At 63.6% G+C, this 20,736-nt stretch carries 22 protein-coding genes; 5 read left to right on the top strand and 17 right to left on the bottom strand.

Annotation, left to right across the window (positions count from 1 at the left end; translation table 11 throughout):
• Positions 1-20: 20 nt before the first annotated feature.
• The 13 genes from purE to EOA19_RS33265 all read right to left on the bottom strand — a co-directional run bounded on the left by purE (position 21) and on the right by EOA19_RS33265 (position 12,143).
• Entirely contained in the window at positions 21-518 is a 498-nt protein-coding gene (gene purE, locus EOA19_RS33325) for a 5-(carboxyamino)imidazole ribonucleotide mutase (protein ID WP_128305976.1), read from the bottom strand.
• Positions 519-619: 101 nt separating this feature from the next.
• On the bottom strand, positions 620-1,513 hold the full coding sequence (locus tag EOA19_RS33320) for a ribokinase (protein WP_128305975.1): 894 nt from the start codon (positions 1,511-1,513) through the stop codon (positions 620-622).
• A complete protein-coding gene (locus tag EOA19_RS33315) occupies positions 1,510-2,385 on the bottom strand; it encodes a MurR/RpiR family transcriptional regulator (RefSeq protein ID WP_013529211.1) in 876 nt (291 codons plus the stop codon). Before EOA19_RS33315 ends, EOA19_RS33320 begins: the two co-directional genes overlap by 4 nt.
• Complete coding sequence (locus EOA19_RS33310; protein ID WP_128305974.1) at positions 2,382-3,350, bottom strand: ABC transporter permease; 969 nt, start codon at positions 3,348-3,350, stop codon at positions 2,382-2,384. Before EOA19_RS33310 ends, EOA19_RS33315 begins: the two co-directional genes overlap by 4 nt.
• 23 nt (positions 3,351-3,373) lie before the next feature.
• Entirely contained in the window at positions 3,374-4,873 is a 1,500-nt protein-coding gene (locus EOA19_RS33305; protein ID WP_128305973.1) for a sugar ABC transporter ATP-binding protein, read from the bottom strand.
• A gap of 69 nt (positions 4,874-4,942) precedes the next feature.
• A complete protein-coding gene (locus tag EOA19_RS33300) occupies positions 4,943-5,995 on the bottom strand; it encodes a substrate-binding domain-containing protein (protein WP_128305972.1) in 1,053 nt (350 codons plus the stop codon).
• Between the two features lie 42 nt (positions 5,996-6,037).
• Positions 6,038-7,027: a TIM barrel protein gene (locus tag EOA19_RS33295; protein ID WP_128305971.1), complete on the bottom strand. Its 990-nt coding sequence runs from the start codon at positions 7,025-7,027 to the stop codon at positions 6,038-6,040.
• A gap of 218 nt (positions 7,028-7,245) precedes the next feature.
• On the bottom strand, positions 7,246-8,451 hold the full coding sequence (locus EOA19_RS33290) for an aminotransferase class V-fold PLP-dependent enzyme (RefSeq protein WP_128305970.1): 1,206 nt from the start codon (positions 8,449-8,451) through the stop codon (positions 7,246-7,248).
• A gap of 25 nt (positions 8,452-8,476) precedes the next feature.
• A complete protein-coding gene (locus tag EOA19_RS33285) occupies positions 8,477-8,938 on the bottom strand; it encodes a RidA family protein (protein ID WP_128305969.1) in 462 nt (153 codons plus the stop codon).
• Between the two features lie 38 nt (positions 8,939-8,976).
• Positions 8,977-9,771 (bottom strand): amino acid ABC transporter ATP-binding protein, encoded by a 795-nt coding sequence (locus EOA19_RS33280; RefSeq protein WP_128305968.1) that lies wholly within the window; start codon positions 9,769-9,771, stop codon positions 8,977-8,979.
• A gap of 2 nt (positions 9,772-9,773) precedes the next feature.
• Positions 9,774-10,424 carry an amino acid ABC transporter permease gene (locus tag EOA19_RS33275; RefSeq protein ID WP_128305967.1) on the bottom strand — a complete coding sequence of 217 codons (651 nt, stop codon included), beginning with the start codon at positions 10,422-10,424 and terminating at the stop codon, positions 9,774-9,776.
• Position 10,425: 1 nt separating this feature from the next.
• A complete protein-coding gene (locus EOA19_RS33270; protein WP_023810937.1) occupies positions 10,426-11,091 on the bottom strand; it encodes an amino acid ABC transporter permease in 666 nt (221 codons plus the stop codon).
• A gap of 170 nt (positions 11,092-11,261) precedes the next feature.
• Entirely contained in the window at positions 11,262-12,143 is an 882-nt protein-coding gene (locus EOA19_RS33265) for a transporter substrate-binding domain-containing protein (RefSeq protein ID WP_128305966.1), read from the bottom strand.
• Positions 12,144-12,270: 127 nt separating this feature from the next.
• Between EOA19_RS33265 and EOA19_RS33260 the strand changes: the two genes are divergently transcribed.
• Positions 12,271-13,059, top strand: coding sequence for an IclR family transcriptional regulator (locus EOA19_RS33260; RefSeq protein ID WP_128305965.1), 789 nt, complete (start codon positions 12,271-12,273; stop codon positions 13,057-13,059).
• 23 nt (positions 13,060-13,082) lie between these two features.
• Here EOA19_RS33260 and EOA19_RS33255 read toward each other — a convergent pair whose 3' ends face one another.
• Entirely contained in the window at positions 13,083-13,286 is a 204-nt protein-coding gene (locus EOA19_RS33255) for a DUF465 domain-containing protein (protein ID WP_013529216.1), read from the bottom strand.
• Between the two features lie 239 nt (positions 13,287-13,525).
• Between EOA19_RS33255 and EOA19_RS33250 the strand changes: the two genes are divergently transcribed.
• The 4 genes from EOA19_RS33250 to EOA19_RS33235 all read left to right on the top strand — a co-directional run bounded on the left by EOA19_RS33250 (position 13,526) and on the right by EOA19_RS33235 (position 17,053).
• Positions 13,526-13,705 carry a YdcH family protein gene (locus tag EOA19_RS33250; protein WP_013529217.1) on the top strand — a complete coding sequence of 60 codons (180 nt, stop codon included), beginning with the start codon at positions 13,526-13,528 and terminating at the stop codon, positions 13,703-13,705.
• Between the two features lie 333 nt (positions 13,706-14,038).
• A complete protein-coding gene (gene ispG, locus EOA19_RS33245; RefSeq protein ID WP_164893111.1) occupies positions 14,039-15,289 on the top strand; it encodes a flavodoxin-dependent (E)-4-hydroxy-3-methylbut-2-enyl-diphosphate synthase in 1,251 nt (416 codons plus the stop codon).
• A gap of 5 nt (positions 15,290-15,294) precedes the next feature.
• Positions 15,295-16,149: a lytic transglycosylase domain-containing protein gene (locus EOA19_RS33240; RefSeq protein WP_128305963.1), complete on the top strand. Its 855-nt coding sequence runs from the start codon at positions 15,295-15,297 to the stop codon at positions 16,147-16,149.
• 1 nt (position 16,150) lies between these two features.
• Positions 16,151-17,053, top strand: coding sequence for a Stf0 family sulfotransferase (locus tag EOA19_RS33235; protein WP_245486440.1), 903 nt, complete (start codon positions 16,151-16,153; stop codon positions 17,051-17,053).
• Positions 17,054-17,073: 20 nt separating this feature from the next.
• Here the strand turns inward: EOA19_RS33235 and EOA19_RS33230 are convergent, their stop codons facing one another.
• From EOA19_RS33230 to EOA19_RS33220, 3 genes are all read right to left on the bottom strand, one after another.
• Positions 17,074-19,413, bottom strand: coding sequence for a response regulator (locus EOA19_RS33230; RefSeq protein WP_128305962.1), 2,340 nt, complete (start codon positions 19,411-19,413; stop codon positions 17,074-17,076).
• Positions 19,414-19,526: 113 nt separating this feature from the next.
• Positions 19,527-20,333 carry a class I SAM-dependent methyltransferase gene (locus EOA19_RS33225; RefSeq protein WP_023810943.1) on the bottom strand — a complete coding sequence of 269 codons (807 nt, stop codon included), beginning with the start codon at positions 20,331-20,333 and terminating at the stop codon, positions 19,527-19,529.
• Positions 20,334-20,491: 158 nt separating this feature from the next.
• Positions 20,492-20,736, bottom strand: a 245-nt coding sequence (locus tag EOA19_RS33220) for a polyprenyl synthetase family protein (RefSeq protein WP_206638152.1), incomplete at its 5' end; no start/stop codon positions are given.

The raw sequence follows: 20,736 nt of genomic DNA, 5'->3' as shown, positions 1-20,736 counted from the left end.
CGTCGATCCGGCGGGCAGGCTCACGGCGTATCCGTCGGTTCGGCAGCGACCTTGGCGGTCTGCGCGGCGCGCCAGGCATCGAGACGGACGGCAAGGCTGTCATCGTTCAGCGCCAGCACGGCAGCGGCCAGAAGGGCTGCGTTGGCGGCGCCGGCCTTGCCGATGGCTAGCGTTCCCACCGGAATGCCGGCCGGCATCTGGACAATGGACAGCAGCGAATCCTGCCCGGAAAGCGCTTTCGATTCCACCGGCACGCCGAACACCGGCAGCGGCGTCATCGCCGCCGTCATGCCGGGCAGGTGCGCCGCACCGCCGGCGCCGGCGATGATCACCTTGTAGCCGGCCGCCTTGGCGCCCTTGGCGAAATCATAGAGCCGGTCCGGCGTGCGATGCGCGGAGATGATCAGCCGCTTGTGCGGGATGCCGAGTGCTTCCAGAGTTTCGGCCGCATGGCACATCGTCGCCCAGTCGGACTGGCTGCCCATGATGATGGCGACGTCGGCGCGTTGATCGTCCAAGTCCGTGTTCCCCGGCGACAAAGGCGCGCCTTAGCGGAATTCGCGCGAGGCCGCAAGGATAGGCGGCGGCCGCGGCTCTTTGGCAAAGTTGAATCAGGCCATCAGATGCCGTTGCGCTCGGCCTCCGGCGTAGAGACAAGCAAGGCCGAAGCCGCGTTGGCGGCGGTGATGGCCGCCCGCATGGTCTGCCCACGGGCAAGTCCCGCGGCCAGCGCGCCAACGAATTCATCGCCGGCGCCATGCGTGCTGGCGACCTTGACCGGGACGGCCTGCAGCGCAAAGGCCTCGCCGGTCTGGTCGCAGCAGGCGACGCCCTCGCCGCCCGCCGTGACAATCGCCAACGGATAGAGATCGGCCAATAGCCGCGCGGCTTGCGCGGCCCCGTCGAGTGTCTCGACCACCGCCACGCCGGCCAGGAATTCCGCCTCGATCGCGTTGACCACCAATATGTCGACCAGGGCGATCAACTCCTCGGAGAGTTTGCGCGCGGGGGCCGCGTTGAGCACGACGCGGCCGCACCGTGCCTTGACTGCGCGTGCAGCGGCAATGTTGGCGGCTTCCGGCACTTCGTTCTGCAGCAGGAGCACCGCCGTCTGTCCCACCACATCGGAAGCTGAGGCAATGTCGGCATGGCCCAGTGTCAGATTGCTGCCTGAGACGATCACCGCGCCATAGTCGCCGCCCGCGTCGAAGATCGCCACGCTCATGCCGGAGCCGGCGCCAGCGGCCACCCGCACGAAGCGGTGGTCGACCTTGGCGCGATCGAGATTGGCCAGCAACGCCCGCCCGAAATCATCGCCGCCGACGGCGCCGATCATCGCCGCGCGCACACCGGCCCGCGCCGCCGAGACAGCCTGGTTGCCGCCCTTGCCGCCGCATTTCGGATGCCAGGCATGGCCGGTCACCGTCTCGCCCTTGCGCGGGCGATCGGGCGCGTCGACCATGATGTCATAATGCAAGCTGCCGAACACGGTGACCAGCGGCGTTGTCGTCATGAGCCCCGGTCTTTTCGTTTCGATGTCACCGCCGACATGGTGCGGCCGAGATTGCGCTCAGCCGCCTGATAGTCGCGCTGCGCCACCGCCACGAACAGCGCGTCGAGGATGTTGAGCTGGGCAATGCGCGCCGCTGCGTTCTCGCCCATCAGCGGCGACCCTTGCGCGGTCGAGCAAAGCACGATGTCGGCGACCGCAGCCAGCGGCGAGTTGTCGTAGTTGGTGATGGCCAGCGTGCGGGCACCGTTCTTGCGGGCCAGCTGGATGGCGTCGATGACGGCCGACGTGTTGCCCGAATGCGAGAAGCCGACGGCGATGTCGTCGCCGCCGAGCAGCGAGGCCGACATCAGCATCATATGCGAATCGTCATAGACCGATGCGCGGATGCCGATGCGCAGAAACTTGTGCGAGACATCGCGGGCGATCTGCGCCGAGCCGCCGACGCCATAGAAATCCCGGTTCTTGGCACGGAAGAGCAGCTCGGCGGCGCGGTCGAAATCCTCGATGTCGAGGATTGCCAGCGTTTCCTCCAGCGCCTGGATGGAGGTGCGGAACACCTTCTGCACGATCTCGGCCGAACTGTCGTCGGACGACAGTTCCTGGTGCATCTCGGCGGTCGGCAGGCGACTGTATTCATAGACGGCGGTGCGGAAGTCGCGATAGCCGGAAAAGCCGAGCTTCTTGGCGATCTTGACCACCATCGCCTCGGACACGCCGGACTCTTCGGCGATCTGCTTCAGCGGAATGCTCTCATCGAAGCCGCGCCGGCCGAAGACGGTTTCCACCACCTTCGCCTCCAACGGGGTGAGATGCGGCATCATCATGCGGATGCGCGGTCCTACCGCTTTCAGGTCCAGCCCGCTCAAGGTCATCCACGCCCCCTCGTCACGCGATCGATAAGCATCGCGGCGAGGATTATAAGACCAGTTGCCAGAAGCTGATAGAAGGACTGGACGTTCATCAGCGTCAAACCGTTGCGCATGGCGCCGAGGATGATAGCGCCCAGGATGGTGCCGACGATGCTGCCCTTGCCGCCCATCAGCGAGGCGCCGCCGATGGCGGCAGCCGCGATGGCGTCGAGTTCCCAGAGATTGCCGAGGATGGGCTCGGCGGCGCCGAGCCGGCCGATCAGGATCTGCGCGGCAAGCGCCGCCAGCAGGCCCGAGATCATGTAGGCGGCGATCTTGGTGCGGGCAATCGGCACGCCGGCGATGTAGGCCGCCTCCTCGTTGCCGCCGACGGCAAGCAGATATTCGCCGAAGGGCGTCTTCTTCAAAACGACCCAGGCGACGACAGCCACGCAGGCGACGATGACGACCGCCAGAGGCAGTCCAAACAGCGATCCGTTGAAGATGGCGCGGAACCCCGCGGGCAGGCCCAGAACCGGATTGCCGCCGGTGTAGATCAGTGCCAGCGCCCGGTAGGTGCTGAGCGTCCCCAATGTGACGATGAAGGGCTGCAGCCCGACATAGGCGACGAGCACGCCGTTGACGAGGCCGCAGGCAAGGCCAATGGCGAAGCCGGCGGCGATGGCCAGCGGAAACGGCACGCCGGCGACCATCATAGAGGCCGAGATGACGGCCGAGAGTGCCGCCGTCGGCCCGACCGACAGGTCGATGCCACCGGAGATGATGACCAGCGTCATGCCCAGCGCCAGACAGGCATTGATGCTCGACTGCTGCAGGATGTTGATCAGGTTGCGCTCGGCGAAGAAGCCAGGCACCAGCGCGCCGAATACTGCCAGGATCACGACAAGGCCGATCAGCGTGCCGGCGTCGCGCATGGAAACGCCGCGCAGGAATTCGGCGCGTGGCCGCACCAGAGTGGTATCCGACATATCCGTCACCTCTGCCTTGCCTGTTACGCGGCCGGCGTTTGCGTTTGCGGGATGGCGTGCGCCGCGATCGCCTGTTCGCTGATATCGTCTCTGTGGAGTTCGGCCGCGATCGTGCCGTCGCGCATGACCAGCACGCGGTCGGCAAGCCGGATCACTTCGGGGAGCTCGGAGGAGACGACGATCACGGCATGGCCCTCGGCGGCGAGTTCCTCGATCAGATGATAGATCTCCGCCTTGGCGCCGACATCGATGCCGCGCGTCGGTTCGTCGAACAAGAGGATGCGGGTTCCCGCCGCCAGCCAGCGGCTGATGATCGCCTTCTGCTGGTTGCCGCCGCTGAACAGGCGAATCGGCCGGTCGAGCAGAAACGGCCGCAGGTTGACACGGCTCATCTTCTCGACGGCCACGTGTTTCAACCTGGCGTGATCGATGAGACCGCGCGGCGCGAACACGGCCATCGAGGCGAGCGCCATATTGCAGGTGATCGAGCGCAGCGGCACGATGCCTTCGCGTTTGCGCTCCTCCGGCACCAGTCCGACGCCGGCGGCAATCGCATCGCGCGGGCTGGCGAAGCGCGCCGCCTTGCCGTCGATTGCAATCGTCCCGGCCGTGGCGCGATCGGCGCCGGCCAAGAGCCGCAAAAGTTCAGTGCGGCCGGAACCGACCAGGCCGGCAATGCCCAGCACCTCGCCGCAATGCAGATTGAACGACACGTTGCGCACCTTCGTCGCCGAAGAGAGGCCACGCGCGCTCAGCATGACCTTGTTCGTGGCATGGGAATTATGGTGTTCCTGCGCCAGTTCGCGGCCGACCATCATCGCCACGACCGCTTTCTCCGACAGGTCTTTCAGATCGACGGAATCGACGACGACGCCATCGCGCATGATGGTGGCGCGCCGGCAGATGCCGAACACCTCATCCAGCTTGTGCGAGACATAGACGACGGCGACGCCATCGCGCGCCAAACCTGTAATGACTTCGGCGAGCCGTTCGAATTCGCTCGGCGTCAGGCTCGATGTCGGCTCGTCCATGGCGACGATGCGGGCGCGATCGAGCAGCGCGCGAGCGATCTCGACGATCTGCCGCTGCGCCACCTTCAGGGTACCAAGGGGTGCCGCCGGATCGATGGAGGGATCAATGGCCGCAAGAGCATCCGCAGCACGGCGCTCTTGCTCGCGCCGGGCGACGAAGATACCGCCGCGCGTCAGCGGATGGCCGAGGAACATGTTCTGGGCGACGCTGAGGCGCGGTACCTGCTGCAATTCCTGATGGATCATGGCGACGCCCGCAGCGCGTGCGGCGACCGGGTTGGCGAGTGTAACCGGCTTGCCGTCGATGAGGATGCTTCCCGCTGTCGGCCTGTAGACCCCAGACAGGACGCGCAGCAGCGTCGACTTGCCGGCGCCGTTTTCGCCGAGCAGGCCGTGGATTTCACCGGCCCCGACCGAGAGTGACACCTCGTGGAGCGCCCGTACGGCCGGAAACAGCTTGGAAATGCCCTTGAATTGCAGCCGGGGTGACATCGGGTTCTATCTCCGAGCAAGAGTGCCGGCCGGCAGCGAATTGCTCTGGCCGGCACCCGCCGATTAGCCTTATTGGCCCGCTGCCGCGTCCTCGAGCAGGGCCTTGCGCGCGCCGGTGCCGGAATAGCGGTCGGCATTGTCCTTGGTGATCAGCGCCTGCGGCGTGGCGACAACGCGCGGCAGCTTCTGTCCCGCGACGAGACGCAGAGCTGTTTCCAACGCCACTTCGCCGGTCAGCACCGGGAAGCTGTCGACCGTGCCGGTCAGTTCGCCGGCCCGTATGGAGGCGTAGGCATCGGAAATGCCGTCGGTGCCGAAGACCGCAACCTTGTCCTGCAGGCCGGCGGCCTTGACAGCCTCGACGATGCCGAGCGCCATGCCGTCATTGTTGGCATAGAAGCCGATCAGGTCGGGGTGCTGCTGCAGGATGTTGGTGGCCGCGTCATAGGAGGTTTGGCGGTCCCAGTTGCCGGGAACGCTGGCGACAACCTCGAATTTGCCCCCCTCGGTGATGGTCGACTTGAAGCCGTCGGTGCGCTGCACGGCGGCATAGACGCCAGCCTGACCTTCGACGATGGCGACCTTGCCGCCATTCGGACGGTTCTTGATGAACCATTTGGCGACGCGCACACCATTGTCGCGTTGGACATTGCCGACATAATGCTCGGCCTGCGGGATAACGGCGTCATTGACGTTGACCACCGGCACGTTGGCGGCCTTGGCCTGCTCCATGATCGGCTGCAGATTGGCATCCGTCTGCGGCGAGACGAGCAGCACGTTGTAGCCCTGCGTCACCAGGCCTTCGGCGATGGTGAGCTGGCCGAGCTGGTCGCCCTCGCTCTGCGCTGCCTGATAGACGACGGGAACGCCGACCTTGGCGCCGAATGCCGTGTAGCCCTCGCCCAGCGAGCGCCAGTATTCATTGGTCAGCGTCTTGGAGACCGCGCCTGCCTTGGTGCCTTCGGGCAGCTTGGGGAACGCGCCGAACTTGGCCTCGACCTGCGACCAGTCGATGCGGTCCTTTTCCGTGTCGGAATTGAGCGGCGCGAGGTCGGCGGCAAAGGCAGAGCCGATCGAGAGAACCATTAGTGCGGCAGTAGCGGTGGCAAGCAGAAGTTTCATTTGTATTCCTCCCTGGTTGAAAACGGCGATGGCGCGGATGCCTCAGCTATCCGGCCCGAGCATGATTTCCTGGATGATGGCCTGCGACGTCACCGCGTCCTGGCTGTCCATGGCGGCGGACAGGCGATTGTCCTGCTCCAGCCGGTCGACGACGCGCAGCATGCGCTTGACGGTGGCGATGTTGACTTCGCACTCGCGCACCGGATCGAGCCCGGTCATATCGGGGAACGTGTCGAAATAGATGGCGCCGGCGTAACCGTCGCGGCGAATCTGCCTGAGCAGCTCGATGGTCTGCAGCGTGTGCACCGCGCCGACCATCAGGCCGTCGTCGCGCTTGGCGTAGCCGTCGTTCAGGTGCACGCCGAGCAGCTTGCTGTGACGCGCCACCAGGGCCGCGGCAAAGGCCGGCTGTTCGTCGGCGTAGAGCACATGAGCGAAATCGAGCGTGACGCCGAGATTGGGCAGGCCGACATCGCGGATCGCCAGCAAGGTCGTCGCCGCATCCGGCATCAGGCTGTAGGAGCGTGGTTCGTTCGGTTTGTATTCAAGGCTGATCTGACAGTCGGGATCATGTGCCGCAACTTCACGAATCCCATCAATTTCGTGTTGCCAAAGTGTTGAATAGTCGGCCTGGAAGGCGTAGTCGAAGCCATCCTGGCCGAGCCACAGCGTCATCAGGCTGGCGCCGGCCTCACGCACGGCATCGATGCCGGCCTTGGTCAGGTCGATGGCCTCGCGGCGCACCGCCGGATCCGGATTGGTGAAGGCGCCGAGCTTGAAGGCGGGGTTGGAGTAGTAGCGCATGGCAAAGCCATTGATGGAAAGCCCGAGATCGCCCAGTTTCAGGGTGATTTCCGTGGGCTTTTCACCGACGTGGTCAGGAAAGTTGAGGTCGAGATCGGTAAGCCCCTCGACCTTGGCGGCGCGCGCCGCCATCTGCAGCAGCGACGGCTTGCCGGTAAGATTGGGCCACTCGGCCTGCGGTCGCGAGGCAAAGGAATTCAGGCGCGTGGCGAAACGGTTGGCTGTCATGAGCGATCCTTCATCGTCATGACTTCACATAAATATAGATATTTGTAAAGTTATTGTTGAAAAGTTGTGAAGCAGCCGCCAAGCTGGAACCGCCAAGGCGCGCAGAGGGAGCCGGCAGTTTCCTGGCCGGTGCCCTGGAGAGCCCGTCAGGGCAGGAGGCGCATGATGGCGCGTGCCGGTTACGGCCGACACATTTCAGGTAGCGATTCGCCGGGTGTTCAATCTGGCCAGCGTAAGACGCCGGACGAATCCTTGCGGGCGACTTTCATCGCATCGGCCGGGCGGTCCTTGGCGGTCAATATGGCGCGCAGCCGTTCGGCGACGATCTCGGCCTCGCCGGGATGAAGATTGCAGGGGTCGAGGAAGAAATGGCCGCGCTCCACCTCGTGGTTGCGCACGATAATCGGCGGCGAGCCCGTCGCCAATGCCGAGGTGAGACCGGCCGCCGTGAACCGGCTTTCGGGCAGTACAAAAATCTGAAGCCGATCCAGAGGGTTGGCGGTCGGATCCGGGATGATCTGCGCGATGACGCCCGGCAGCCCGTGCAACGTGTCCTTCCACAGGTTGAGCGCGGCGTCTTCGCGGCGGCGGATGCCGGCATGGTCGCGCTTTTCCCAGGCTTCCAGTGCGGCCATGGTGCCGGCGATGCTTTCCTTGCCGACCTTCATGGCGCGGGCGACGCCGCGGTTCTGCAGATAAGCGGCGCGAACCAGATCCTTGCGGCCGGTGACGATGCCGCTGGTCGGCCCGCTCAGGAATTTGTGGCCGCTGTAGATGACAATGTCGGCGCCGCGCGCGAGGAAGTCGCGCAGATCATACTCTGAAGCCGCATCCACGATCACCGGGACACCCCTGGCGTGGCAGATCTCGCAGAATTCCTCCAGCGACAGCATGCCATACTGCACGGTGTGGTGCGCAACGACATAGAGGCCCGCCGCCGTGCGGTCGTTGATCGCGTCGCGCACATGATAGTCCTGCGTAACGCTGACCGTGCCGGCCGGCACGACCCTGGCGCCCGCCAGCCGGACCGACTGGTCGATCGGCGCACCATAGTTGACGATGTGGCCGAGCTGGACGATGACCTCCGACTTGAGACCTTCCGTGTTATCAGGCAGCCGCTCGATGGCGAGCAGATTGGTCCCCGTCATCGCACCGGCGATCGCCATGGTGATGCCGCTGGCGCAGCAGGCAGTGATGAAACCGGTTTCGCCGCCGGTCAGGCGCGCGACGATCGTGCTTGCGGCGCGTTGCAGGTCATCCATTTCCACCCATTGCGAGGCCATTTCCGCCATGGCGCTGATCGCTTCGGGGACAATGATCGACGCGCCGAGCGCGGTCATCGTGCCGGAGACATTGATGATCGGGCGAAGGCCGAGCCGTTCGCGGATGGTGGTGTTGGAGCCGTCGGTGGAAGTGGTTTTCATCTCTCGGATTCCATTCTTCTAAAGGTCAGGCGGCGATCTCGACAACCGCCTCGATTTCAACGGTGATGTTTCCAGGCAAGGAGCCGACGCCGATCGCCGAGCGGGCATGGCCGCCGATATTGTCGAACACATCGGCAAACAGGTCGGAACAGCCATTGACCACTTTCGGGTGGTCGCTGAAGGTCGGTATGGCGTTGACGAAGCCGAGCAGCTTGACGACGCGCACGATCCGGCCAAGGTCGCCGGTGGCTGCGTGCATGACGGCAAGCAGATTGAGGCCGGTGAGGCGGGCATGGCCATAAGCCTGCTCGACGGTGACATCGTCTCCTACCTTGCCGGTGAACAGTTTGCCATCGGTGCGCAGCGGTCCCTGGCCGGACAGGAAGATCAGCCGGCCGCTTTCGGCATGGGTGACGAAGTTGGCGATCGGGGTCGGCGGCTCGGGCAGCGTCAGGCCCAACGCGGCGAGCCGGATATAAGGCGTCATGAAAGAAGGCTCCTTACGACAGCGTTCGCTGTCCCGTTCTAGAAATGCGAGGCGCGGAAGCGTGCCAGGAAGGTGCGCAGGCGCTCATTGTCGGTGTCGGCTGCCAGGATTTCGGCGGGTGGACCCGCCGCGCTGACGCCGCCATCGGCCATGAAGATGATGCGACTCGAGGCATCTCGGGCAAAGGCCATTTCGTGCGTGACCATCACCATCGTCATGCCGTCCTCGGCCAGGCTGCGCACGACCTCGAGCACCTCGCCGACCAGTTCCGGGTCGAGCGCGGATGTTATCTCGTCGAGAAGCAGGATCTTCGGCCCCATGGCCACGGCGCGGGCAATGCCGACGCGCTGCTGCTGGCCGCCGGACAGTTCGGCGGGCAGGCTGTCGGCCTTGTGGGCTAGACCGACCCGGCCGAGCCAGTGTTCGGCGATGGTGCGCGCTTCGGCGTTGCTCTTGCCGCGCACCTTGGTGAGGCCAAGCATGATGTTGCCGGCGGCTGTCAGGTGCGGAAAGAGGTTGAAGCTCTGGAACACCATGCCGGTCTCGGCGCGCATCGCGGCGAGATCGCGTTCGCTGCGACGCTGGCGGGTTCCGGCTTCGCGAAAGCCGACCTCCTTGTCGTCGATGCGAATCGAACCGCTGTCATAGCTTTCGAGAAAGTTGACGCAACGCAGCAGCGTGGTTTTGCCGCTGCCGGAGGGGCCGATGACCGTCACCACCTCCCCCTTCGCCACCTGCAGGCTGACCGAACGCAGGACCTGGACGGTCCCAAAGGCTTTGGAAACGTCCAGGACGTCGAGAAGGGCCGGGGTGTTTTTCGGACTTGTGGACATTGCTATTCCCGGATGAAGGAGAAACGCCGCTCGAGCCGCCGGCTGGCGAGCGAAAGGGCATAGTTGACCGCGAAGTAGATGAGCGCGCCGAGAATATAGAGCGGCATGGCCTCGTAGGTGCGGCCGATGACCTGGTTGATGGCCTGCATCAGGTCGGTGATGCCGAGCAGCGATACCAGCGCGCTGCCCTTGACCGCATCGGTGACGCCGTTGATCCAGGGCGGCAGGAAGCGCCTGAACGCCTGTGGGAAAATGACGTAGGCGAGCCGCTGGCGAAAGGTGAGTCCGATCGCCATCGCCGCCTCGGACTGCCCTTTCGGAATGGAGCCGACAGCACCTCTGAAATATTCGCCGACCTGGGCTGTCTTGAACAGGGTCAGCGCCAGCACGGCGGCCCAGAACGACGGCAGATGAAGCCCGACGGCCGGCAGTCCGTAATAGACAAAGAAGATGAGCACCAGGATCGGGATGCCGCGGATGGTGTCGCTGAAGATGCGCACGGCCCATTGCAACGGCACCGGGCCATAGACCAGACCGACGCCCATGATCACGCCGGCAATCAGCGAAAACACCACGACCAGCAGGGATACCCACAGTGTCAGCGCAAAGCCCTGGGCGAGGAAAGGTAAGGCATAGGCGATCTGGGTCAGCATGTCAGCGCGCCGCCCTGAACCGGCGCTCGACAAGCCGAAGCGCAAAAAGCAAGATGTAGCCGGTCACCAGATACATCGCCGTGACCACGAGATAGACCTCGACGATGCGGAAGGTGTTGAAGTTGATCCACTGGGCGCCATAGGTCAGCTCCGGCACCGAAATGACCGAGGCGACGGAGGTGTCCTTGAACAGCGATATGAAGGTGTTGGACAATGCCGGCAAGGTGATGCGCAGCATGGTCGGCAGGCGCACGTTGAGCAGCCTTTGCCAGGGCGTCAGGCCGATTGCCTTGCCGGCGTCCAGCTGTCCGCGCGGAACGGCTTCGAGCCCGGAGCGAAACACCTCGACCAGATAGGCGCCGCTATAGAGCGACAGCGTGACGACGAACGAGGTCGGCGCGCTGTAGGCGATGTCGACCACTGTCGGCAGGCCGTAGAAGACGAGGTAGACGAGCAGGATCAGCGGCACGTTGCGGATGAATTCGACGTAGGCGGCGATGATGGTGCGCACGATGCGTCCGGCAGACACGTACCAGACCGCCAGAACCAGGCCGATGACGGTGCCGATGGCGATCGATATGACGGCGAGCTCGAGACTGAGCAGCAGTCCTCCCCACAGCTTGTCGAAGTGCCGCCAGATCAGGTTGAAATTAAGGGCATAGCCCATGCGTCCGCCTCAGTGCCGCAGGCTTAGAGCAGTTCACCGTTTCACGGAAACGGCGACCCGCTCTAACTCTTTGTTTTGACGCAATTCCGGGCGGAAAACCGTTTCACACTTTTCCTGGAATTGCTCTAGGGAGGCGGAAGGGCGCTGGATACGCCCTTCCGCCCGGCAGGTCAGATGGCTGGGAAGCCGGGATGGCGCGCCGGCGGCTCCTGTCCGAAAAAGTCCTTGAAGGCGGCATCGTAGAGTGCGTTTTCGTGGCCGAACATGGCGATGGTGAAGGTCGAGTTGACGAAGGTCAGCCAGTCAAGGTCGCCTTGCCGGAGTGCCGCGCCATAAAGCATGCTCAGCCAGCTCTTGCCGGCGTCGAAATATCTGTCCGGATTGCGCGAGGCGAGCCAGCGCACCGTGGACAGATCGACGGCAGCGGCGTCGACGCGTTTCGATTCCAGTGCCTGCAGCACGTTGGCCTGGGTATCGATCTGCATAACCTGGCACTCGGGCAGCACCGAATGCACCTGCGCCTCGGCATCGACATTCTGCAGGATGGAGACGCGTGTCGCCGAGCCGCCGGCAAGCAGCTTGTCGAAGGTCTTGTTCTCGGCGGTCGGAAGGCTCAGCAGGGCGACGCCCTCGACGTAGTAAGGCCGGGAAAAATTGACCAGCTGCGAGCGCTGGGCGCTCATCGTCATGAACTGAATGGTGATGTCGACCTTGTTGGTGGTGACGTTGGGGATGCGCTGTGCCGGATCCTGCATCACGAACTCGACCTTGGTCGGATCGTCGAAAAGGCCCTTGGCAAGAATGCGCCCCATGGTGATGTCCATGCCGACGAGTTCGCCGGCATCGTTCTCGAAGTGCCACGGCGCATTGGTGCTGCCGGTGCCGACGATCAGCTTGCCGCGATCGAGCACGGTGCGCAGCAGGCTGTCGGGTGCTGCCTGGGCAGCGGCCTTTTGGGCATCGACGGTTACCGCCGCACCCACGACGCCGGCCGCGGCCAGTCCCGCCATTCCCAATTTCAGAAAATCACGTCTTCCGGATGTGTCGTTCACGGCGACCTCCTTTCGTTTGTGTTCCCCTTGCACAGGCAATACACGCGTCAGTGACGTCGAAGCGATTGTCTCTTACAAGAGACGCATGTATCCTGTACAGGACAGATACTAACACCGGGAATCAACAATGCAAGATGGCAATACCTCGGCACTTTCAGCCGGCGAGAAGATTTCGGGCTCCCGTGAAAAGGGGCTCAACCGGGTGCTCGAGATTCTGGAGTTTCTTCACACGACCCAGCGCGCGATCGGCATTGGCGACCTTGCCAAGGGCGTGAACGCGCCCCGCTCGACGGCCTATACGCTGGTGCGGTCGCTGGTCGATGCGGGACTGCTGGAAATGGAAGGCGACGGCAATCGCGTCTATTTCGGCAAGAAGCTCTATCTCTACGGAATGGACTATGTGCGGGGCAACGACCTGTTGAGGCGGGGGCGCCAGGAGGTCGACAATCTGTCGCGCGAGACCGGCGAGACTTCCGAACTGTGCATGCTGCAGAGCGGCCGCTATACGATCGTCCATGCGAGTCCCGGCACCAGACCGTTCCGCATCAGTTCCGCCACCGGCTTGCAGATACCGCTGCCCTGGACAGCCTCGGGGCGGCTGCTTCTGGCGGGGCTGGAGAAGGCTGAGATCGAAGACATGGTGTCAAACGACGACCTCGTGCTGCCCGACGGGCGCAAACTGCGGCTTGACGATTTCGTCGCCGACATCGCAAAAGCCCAGGTCACCGGCTATTGCGTCACTTCGGGCCTTGTCGATGCCTATACGAAGTGCCTTGCCGCACCGGTGTTTTCAGCGCCGGGCAAGGTCGAGGCGACGATGTGCCTGGTGGTCCCCATCGATACGTCCGAGGAGCGGACCGGCGAACTCATCGGCTTGCTGCGTGATCGTGCCGCAAAGCTTTCGATCGCCGGGTAGCGCGCGGGCGAGCGAATGCCAACTCACGCAATGATGTCGGGAATGATCTTGTCTTCCAGTGCCATCAGCCGATCCTTGAGGAACAGCTTCTTCTTCTTCATGCGCTGGATCTGCAGCGGATCGCAGGCCATGGCGATCATCGCGTTGATGGCGGCATCGAAATCGGCGTGTTCCTGCTTCAGGCGGGAAAATTCGAGGCGAATATCGGCCTGTTCCTGATCGGACATTCTCTACCGTCTGCACGTCTGCGGCGCCCAAAGCTGGGCCTGATTGGGCGGGGCCGGGTGTTTTGTCACCGGCGTGCAGCCCATATCACATTTCACAGTGTCGTGGAATGCTACCACGGATCATTCGACATCGCCCGCGGAAGGTGACACACTGTCACCGTGCCGTCACAGAAGCGAACCTGCGGTGGACGCGCCGTGACGGTTGCAATCGAGGAAAACCATGAAAGGGAGAACCAATCATGTCTCTTGCATCCCATCTTGATGAGTTGCAGCGGAAACACGGCGACATCGAACGTGAAATCGATGACGCGATGAATCATCCATCGGTCGACGACCTCGAAATCGTGAATCTCAAGCGACGCAAGCTGGCACTCAAGGACGAGATTGAAAAACTAAGAGGCAAACCGACCACGCATTGATACCCTCCTGACATAGCCGCCCAATATTCGCGGCCTCTTTTCCCGGCGGCACCACGCCGCCGGTGTGGAGGGTTTTGATTTCCAGCACCGGTCTGTCAGCCGAAGCTGGACTTGCACCCGGCTCAATCTCCGCTTCGGCCGTCGCCCGTTTCGCCAGAACATCGATTGTTTCTGGTCGCCGGCGGCGGGCGATTCCGGCCAGTGGCGACCTGTCGCCATTGACAAGCCATCTTTGCTCCTCCACCTCATGCCCGGACCTCAGCGCATCGGCCCGGGGCGTCGTTGTGCGTCCATGCAGGACACAAGATGCCCCAGAGACAAAAGGCTGCCGGCATGACCGGATATTTTTCCTCTCCTTTCCCCCGCCGCACGTCGGTCGGCGTCGATGTCGGCGGCGTGGTCGTCGGCGGCGGCGCGCCTGTCGTCGTCCAATCGATGACCAACACCGACACGGCCGATATCGACCAGACGGTTGCGCAGGTCGCAGCCCTCCACCGGGCCGGCTCCGAGATCGTGCGCATCACCGTCGATCGCGACGAGAGCGCCGCCGCCGTGCCGCGCATTCATGAGCGGCTTCAGCGGCTGGGTATCCACGTGCCGCTGGTCGGCGATTTCCACTATATCGGCCACAAGCTTTTGGCCGATCACCCGGCCTGCGCCGACGCGCTGGCCAAATATCGCATTAACCCCGGCAATGTCGGCTTCAAGGACAAGAAGGACCGCCAGTTCGCCGATATCGTCGAGATGGCGATCAAGCATGACAAGCCGGTACGCATCGGTGTCAACTGGGGCTCGCTCGACCAGGAGCTTTTGACCCGGCTGATGGACGACAACCAGGACAAGGGTTTCCCGCTGACGGCCCAGGAGGTGATGCGCGAGGCGATCGTGCAGTCGGCGATCCTGTCGGCCGAGATGGCGGAGGAGATCGGCCTTGACCGCGAGAAAATCATCCTGTCGGCCAAGGTCAGCGGCGTGCAGGACCTGATCGCCGTCTATACCGAACTCGCCACCCGCTCCAATCATGCGCTGCATCTCGGCCTGACCGAAGCCGGCATGGGCTCGAAGGGCATCGTCGCTTCGTCGGCCGCCATGGGCATCCTGCTCCAGCAAGGCATCGGCGACACCATCCGCATCTCGCTGACACCGGAGCCGAATGGCGACCGCACGCGCGAGGTGCAGGTGTCGCAGGAATTGCTGCAGACCATGGGGTTCAGGCAGTTCGTGCCGATTGTTGCCGCTTGCCCCGGTTGCGGCCGCACCACCTCCACCGTGTTCCAGGAACTCGCCCAGAACATCCAGGCCGATCTCAGGAAGAACATGCCCGTGTGGCGCGACAAATACCCCGGCGTCGAGAACCTCAAGGTCGCGGTGATGGGTTGCATCGTCAACGGCCCTGGCGAGTCCAAGCATGCCGATATCGGCATTTCGCTGCCCGGCACGGGCGAAATGCCGACGGCGCCTGTCTTCGTCGACGGCAAAAAGGCGGCGACGCTGCGCGGGCCGTCGATCGCCGCGGATTTCGAGAAGATGGTCGCCGACTATATCGAGCAACGGTTCGGTCGCGGCAAGGCCGCGGCCGAGTAGAACCGATGCAGCGTTTCCTTTGGGCAGCGCTGATCCTGCTGTACGGGCTGACCTGGTCGACCCTTGTGCTGGCCGATCCGCCGCAATCCGCCAAGCAGCGGCTGATCGACAAAGTCTGCAATCTGATCCAGGCGCATGCCGACCAGAACGGCCTGTCCAGGGATTTCTTCGCCCGGCTGATCTGGAAGGAAAGCCGTTTCGATCCCAACGCCGTCAGTCCGGTCGGTGCCGAAGGCATTGCCCAGTTCATGCCGGGCACCGCCAAGATGCGCGGGCTTGCCAATTCCTTCGACATCAACCAGGCGATTCCGGCTTCGGCTAGATATCTCGCCGAAATGAAAACCGGCTACGGCAATCTCGGCCTGGCCGCCGCCGCCTACAATGCCGGCGAGAGCCGGGTGTCGCGCTGGCTCAGCTCCGGGGGGTTCCTGCCGATGGAGACCGAAAGCTATGTCTTAGACATCATGGGCGAACCAGCCGACAAGTTCACGGACCGGGCCTATGCCGGAAAAGTCGAGCCGCTCGACGCAAAGACGGATTTTGCCGTCGCTTGCCGAAAACTGCCGGTGATCATGTCGCGGACGGTGGCCATGGCTTCGATCAACATAAAGCCATGGGGCATCCAGGTGGCCGGCAATTTTCGCCGCAGCGCCGCGATCAACCAGTGGCTCAGGATAAGGAGCCGGTTCCCGGCCCTGCTCAACGGGCATGATCCGGTGGTCAGCCGGGTGCGCACGCCGATCGGCCGGCGCGGCATCTACGCGGTCAGGATCGGTGTCGACCGCCGCGCCGATGCCAACGTTATTTGCCAGAAATTGCAAAGCGTCGGTGGGGCGTGCGTGGTGGTGCGCAACCGGTAATTTGGCCGCTGCCGGCGCGATGTTCTGTCTGAGAAAGGCATTTATAAGCGACAGCCGGAACGTCGCATCCAGCAAAGATTTCAGCTATAGCGGCCGCCATCTTTACTGGGCGGCGGCCCTGTCTTTGACGAGCAGCATGGGTCTCAACATGTTCGATGGATACATTATCTGCGGCACGCCGAGGACCGGAAGCACGCTGCTGTGCAAGCTTCTGGCATCCACGAAGACGACTGGCGATCCGCACTCATTCTATCGGCGGCAGGATGTGCTGGAGTGGGCTGAAGAGTGGAAGCTGCCGGATCGCGGCACGATGAGTGAGCTCGACTTCAATGTCGTCTATCTCAACGCGGCGATCGCTGCGGGCAAGGGTGGGACCGGCCTCTTCGGCCTTCGCTTGATGCGCGAAAATCTGGATGAGCTCTCGACGATCCTCGACCGGATTTTCCCAAAACTGCAGTCGGACAGAGCGCGGTTCGGAAGAGCATTCGGCAATGTTCTCTACATACACCTCTCGCGGGAGGACAAGCTCGCGCAGGCTGTCTCCCTGATCAAGGCAGAGCAGACCGGTCTTTGGCATATCGCTCCCGACGGCACCGAGATCGAAAGGGTCGCGCCGCCGAAAGAGCCTCAATATGATTTCGAGCGGATCAAACGAGAGGTCGCGGAACTCGAGACCTATGACGCGGCCTGGAACATTTGGTTCGCAGAGCAAGGCATATCCCCGCTGCGCGTCGGCTATGAGCGCTTTTCAGGCAATCCGGCCGCGACATTGCTAGGCATCTGCGAAGCCCTGAGGGTCCGAGCGCCGGACGAGGAGGATATAAGCCCCGGCGTTGCAAAGCTTGCTGACGCGACAAGCCTCGACTGGATGCGCCGCTATCGTCTGGAGGCAGCAGCCGTCTGACGCATCCTCATGGATGCAGTCTAGGCGGTCTTGGCCACGACCGTTTCGCTGAGCCAGGTGCCGATCTTGGTGCCGAGGCGGTCGGGCGAAACGGGCTTCGGCAGATAGTCGTCCATGCCTGATTCGATGCACTTGTCGCGATCACCCTTCAGCGCGTGCGCGGTGACGCCGATGATCGGGATGTGGGCGCCCGTCGAGACCTCCATCGCCCGGATGGCGCGGGTCGCCTCATAGCCGTTCATTTCGGGCATCGAGACATCCATCAGGATCAGCTTGGGGCGCAGCGCCCGGTACATCTCGACCGCCGTGCGGCCATTGCCGGCGATGCGGTAGCTCAAGCCCAACCCGTTGAGGATCTGGCCGAACACCAGTTGGTTCACGTCATTGTCCTCGGCAATGAGGATGTCGATCGGTCCGTTCGGCGCGGTTGTCGATTCCGGCGCTGCCGCGACCGGCATTGCCGGGCCGCGGGTGACGGTGAAGGCGGGCGGCGCCGCCGGGGGAGCCTGCACGATCGGTTCGCGGACGAATCGCGCCTTGCCGACCTGCGAGCGGGCCTTCTGGATCACCGAGATGACGGTGCCGAGCAGCACCGCGGAGCGCGCCGGCTTGGTCAGGTGTGCTGATATGCCGAAGTCGATGATCATCTTGCCGAAATCGACCTGGTCGACCGAGGTCAGCAACACCACCGGGATGGAGGACAGCCGGCTGTCGGACGCAATGGCTCTGGCGACATCGGCGCCGTTCATGCCCGGCATTTGGTAGTCGAGGATGATGCAGTCGACGGCGGCGCCCAATTGAAAGGCGCGGTCGAGGAAGGCAAGCCCCACCGCGCCGCTTTCGGCGGCGGCACAATCGAAGCTCCAGCTTCTGAGCTGCTCGAGCAGGATTTCGCGGTTGACCGGATTGTCGTCGATGACCAGCACGCGCGCGCCGGTGACGTCGACCGGCACGATCTCGTCGCGCGCTGCCGCCTGGTGCGCGGGCAGCGGCACCGCGAACCAGAACACCGAGCCGCGGCCGATCTCGCTCTCGACACCGATCTTGCCTGCCATCAGGTCGACGAGGCGGGCGGCGATGGCGAGGCCCAGCCCCGTGCCCTCATGACGGCGGGTGGACGAGCCGTCCACCTGCGCGAATTTCTCGAATACATTCTGCAGTTTCTCGGCCGGTATGCCGATGCCGGTGTCTTCGACGCGGACCTTGAGCTGGACCACGTCGTTGACGATTTCGCCGCCGACATCGATCAGCACATGACCCTTCTCGGTGAATTTCACGGCATTGCCGAGCAGGTTGGTGATGATCTGCCGGAACCGGCCGGCGTCACCGACGACATGGGCCGGCAGGCGCGGGTCGACACGCACGATCAGTTCGAGGTTCTTTTCGGCGACGCGCGCCGAGACCAGCGTCGCCACATCCTCGACCGCCTCGGAAAGGCGAAAGGGAGCAGGGTCGAGGGTGAGCTGGCCGGCATTGATCTTGGAGAAATCGAGGATGTCGTTGATGATGGTGAGCAACGCGTTGCCGGATTTGACGATGACGTCCGTGAAGGTCTTTTGGCGCGGGGTCAGATCGGTCTTCGCCAGCAGTTCGGCCATGCCGAGCACGCCGTTCATCGGCGTGCGGATTTCGTGGCTCATATTGGCCAGGAATTCCGATTTGGCGCGGTCGGCGGCCTCGGCCTTGAACAGGGATTCGGCGGATTCGGCAAAGGCGCGGCGGATTGCCACTTCCATCGGGCGGAAGATCCAGAAGGCGACGATGGCAAGTGCCGCGAACAGGATGCCGCTCGCCCACAGCAGCAGTCTGTCGCTTGAGGCATCGGCCAGGTGGCGCTCATCATCCATGGCGGTGCGGACGCGAACCAGCATAGGCTGGGCAAACAGGTCGTTCTGGTTGCGGATTTCGCGATAGCTCCACTCGTCGACCTTCTGCGCCACCGACATCAGGTTAAAATTGCGCACCATGTCGCGCGGCGACCAGAACAGATCGCCGTTGACGGAAGCGGACTGGAGTTCGTTGACGGTCTTGATCGACAGCCGCGGCTTGATCGCCGCAAGCTGGGCGGTCAGCGTCTCGATCTCGCCGGTCAGACGCTCCGAATGGCCGCGCGCCGATGTGGTCAGGGCATCGCGTGTCTCCGCCCGCCAGGCTGTGCCGGTCGTCTCGGCAAAGCTGGTCGCGTTGCGCAGGTCGCGGGTGAAGATGACGAGATTGCTGCTCAGCGCATCGATGTCGCGGCGAAAGGAATTGACGCGGTCAAGCGCAATCACGATGCCGGCGGAAGCCAGCGCGAAGATCAGCAACCCTGAAATATAGCGGATCCGGACCGACCGGATGAAGGACGAATATTCAGGCATGCGCAACCCCAACACATACGCACCATTTTAATGGCCGGGATTACGCTTCATTTACATTAAAATTTCGTTCTGCGGGTAGGCAGGCCGTGCGAGCCGCCGGATGGACAGCACGCCTAGGCCGCTTCCACGACGAGGGCGCGGATGCGGCCACTCACCGGACCTTCCCCGAACCGTTTCCCAAGGGCATTCGCCACGTATCGCGTCGCCTCCTCCAGCGAGCCACCGCGCGCCTCGATCTCGGCCCGCAGGGGCGTGCCCTGGCAATAGGCCGCGGCCGCCTCATATGGCGAGGAAGCGGCGCTGACGGCATCCAGCGGCTCTATGGTGATGTCACGGAAGCCGGCGGCATGAAGGTCGGCGCGGATGACGTCCGCATCGTGATAGCCATGCGGCGTCCTTGCCATGAAGCGAGGCGGATCGGCCGGAAAGAAATGGCCGAGTGCCCGCGTCACTTCCTCGGCGAACTCGTTGTCTTCGATGGCACCCCAGACGTTGAACAGGAAATGCCCGCCCGGCCGCATCATCCGCCGCGCTTGCCCGTAGGCGCCCACCCGATCGGGGAAGAACATCGCGCCAAATTGGCAGACCACGGCGTCGAACCGGGCGTCCTCGAAGGGCAGTGCCTGGGCGTCGGCCTGCTGCCAGATGATACGAGGATCGTCCGACATCCGCGTGCGCGCGTGGTCGAGCATCGGCTGGTTAAGGTCGGTGGCCACGATGCGTGTTTGCGCCGGCAATCTTGCTGCCAGCGCACGCGTCACCACACCGGTGCCCGCCGCCACTTCGAGCACCGATTGCGGCCCGAGCTTCGACACTCTCTCCGCCAGATCCTGCGCATAGGGCTCGAAGATCAGCGGCACCATCGCCCGGTCGTAGACTTCGGGAATGGAACCGGTGAACAGCTTGTCGGTGGTCGACATGGCATCCCTCCAACTCTATCCGCACCGCGTGCTTGCCGTGCGGTGGCAAAGCGATGTCGATCCTCTGCCTCGGCAGGCTTCCGCTCAAGCTCTATTTCAGAACCGGCCGGCGGGGACGTGCGTGCGTCGATCAGCTCGATGTTCCGGCTGGCACAACCTCAGCTGTTACGCGCCGCCACGAACGTCGCCGCTTCCTTCAGCAATTGGGCATCGTCGCCATAGGGCTCAAGCAGTGCATGGGCCTGTTCGACGAGGCCGTGAAGCTGGCCGCGTGCCCAATTCGCACCATGCAAGGCCACCAGCGTCCCCTTGCCGGCGGCGGCGTCCTTGCCGGTCGCCTTGCCCATCTGGCTGGCATCGGCGGTCAAATCGAGCAGGTCGTCGGCAAGCTGGAAGGCAAGAC

The organism is Mesorhizobium sp. M7A.F.Ca.US.010.02.1.1, assembly GCF_004023085.1.
GTDB lineage: Bacteria > Pseudomonadota > Alphaproteobacteria > Rhizobiales > Rhizobiaceae > Mesorhizobium.
This window is presented reverse-complemented; position numbering and strand designations above follow the sequence as displayed.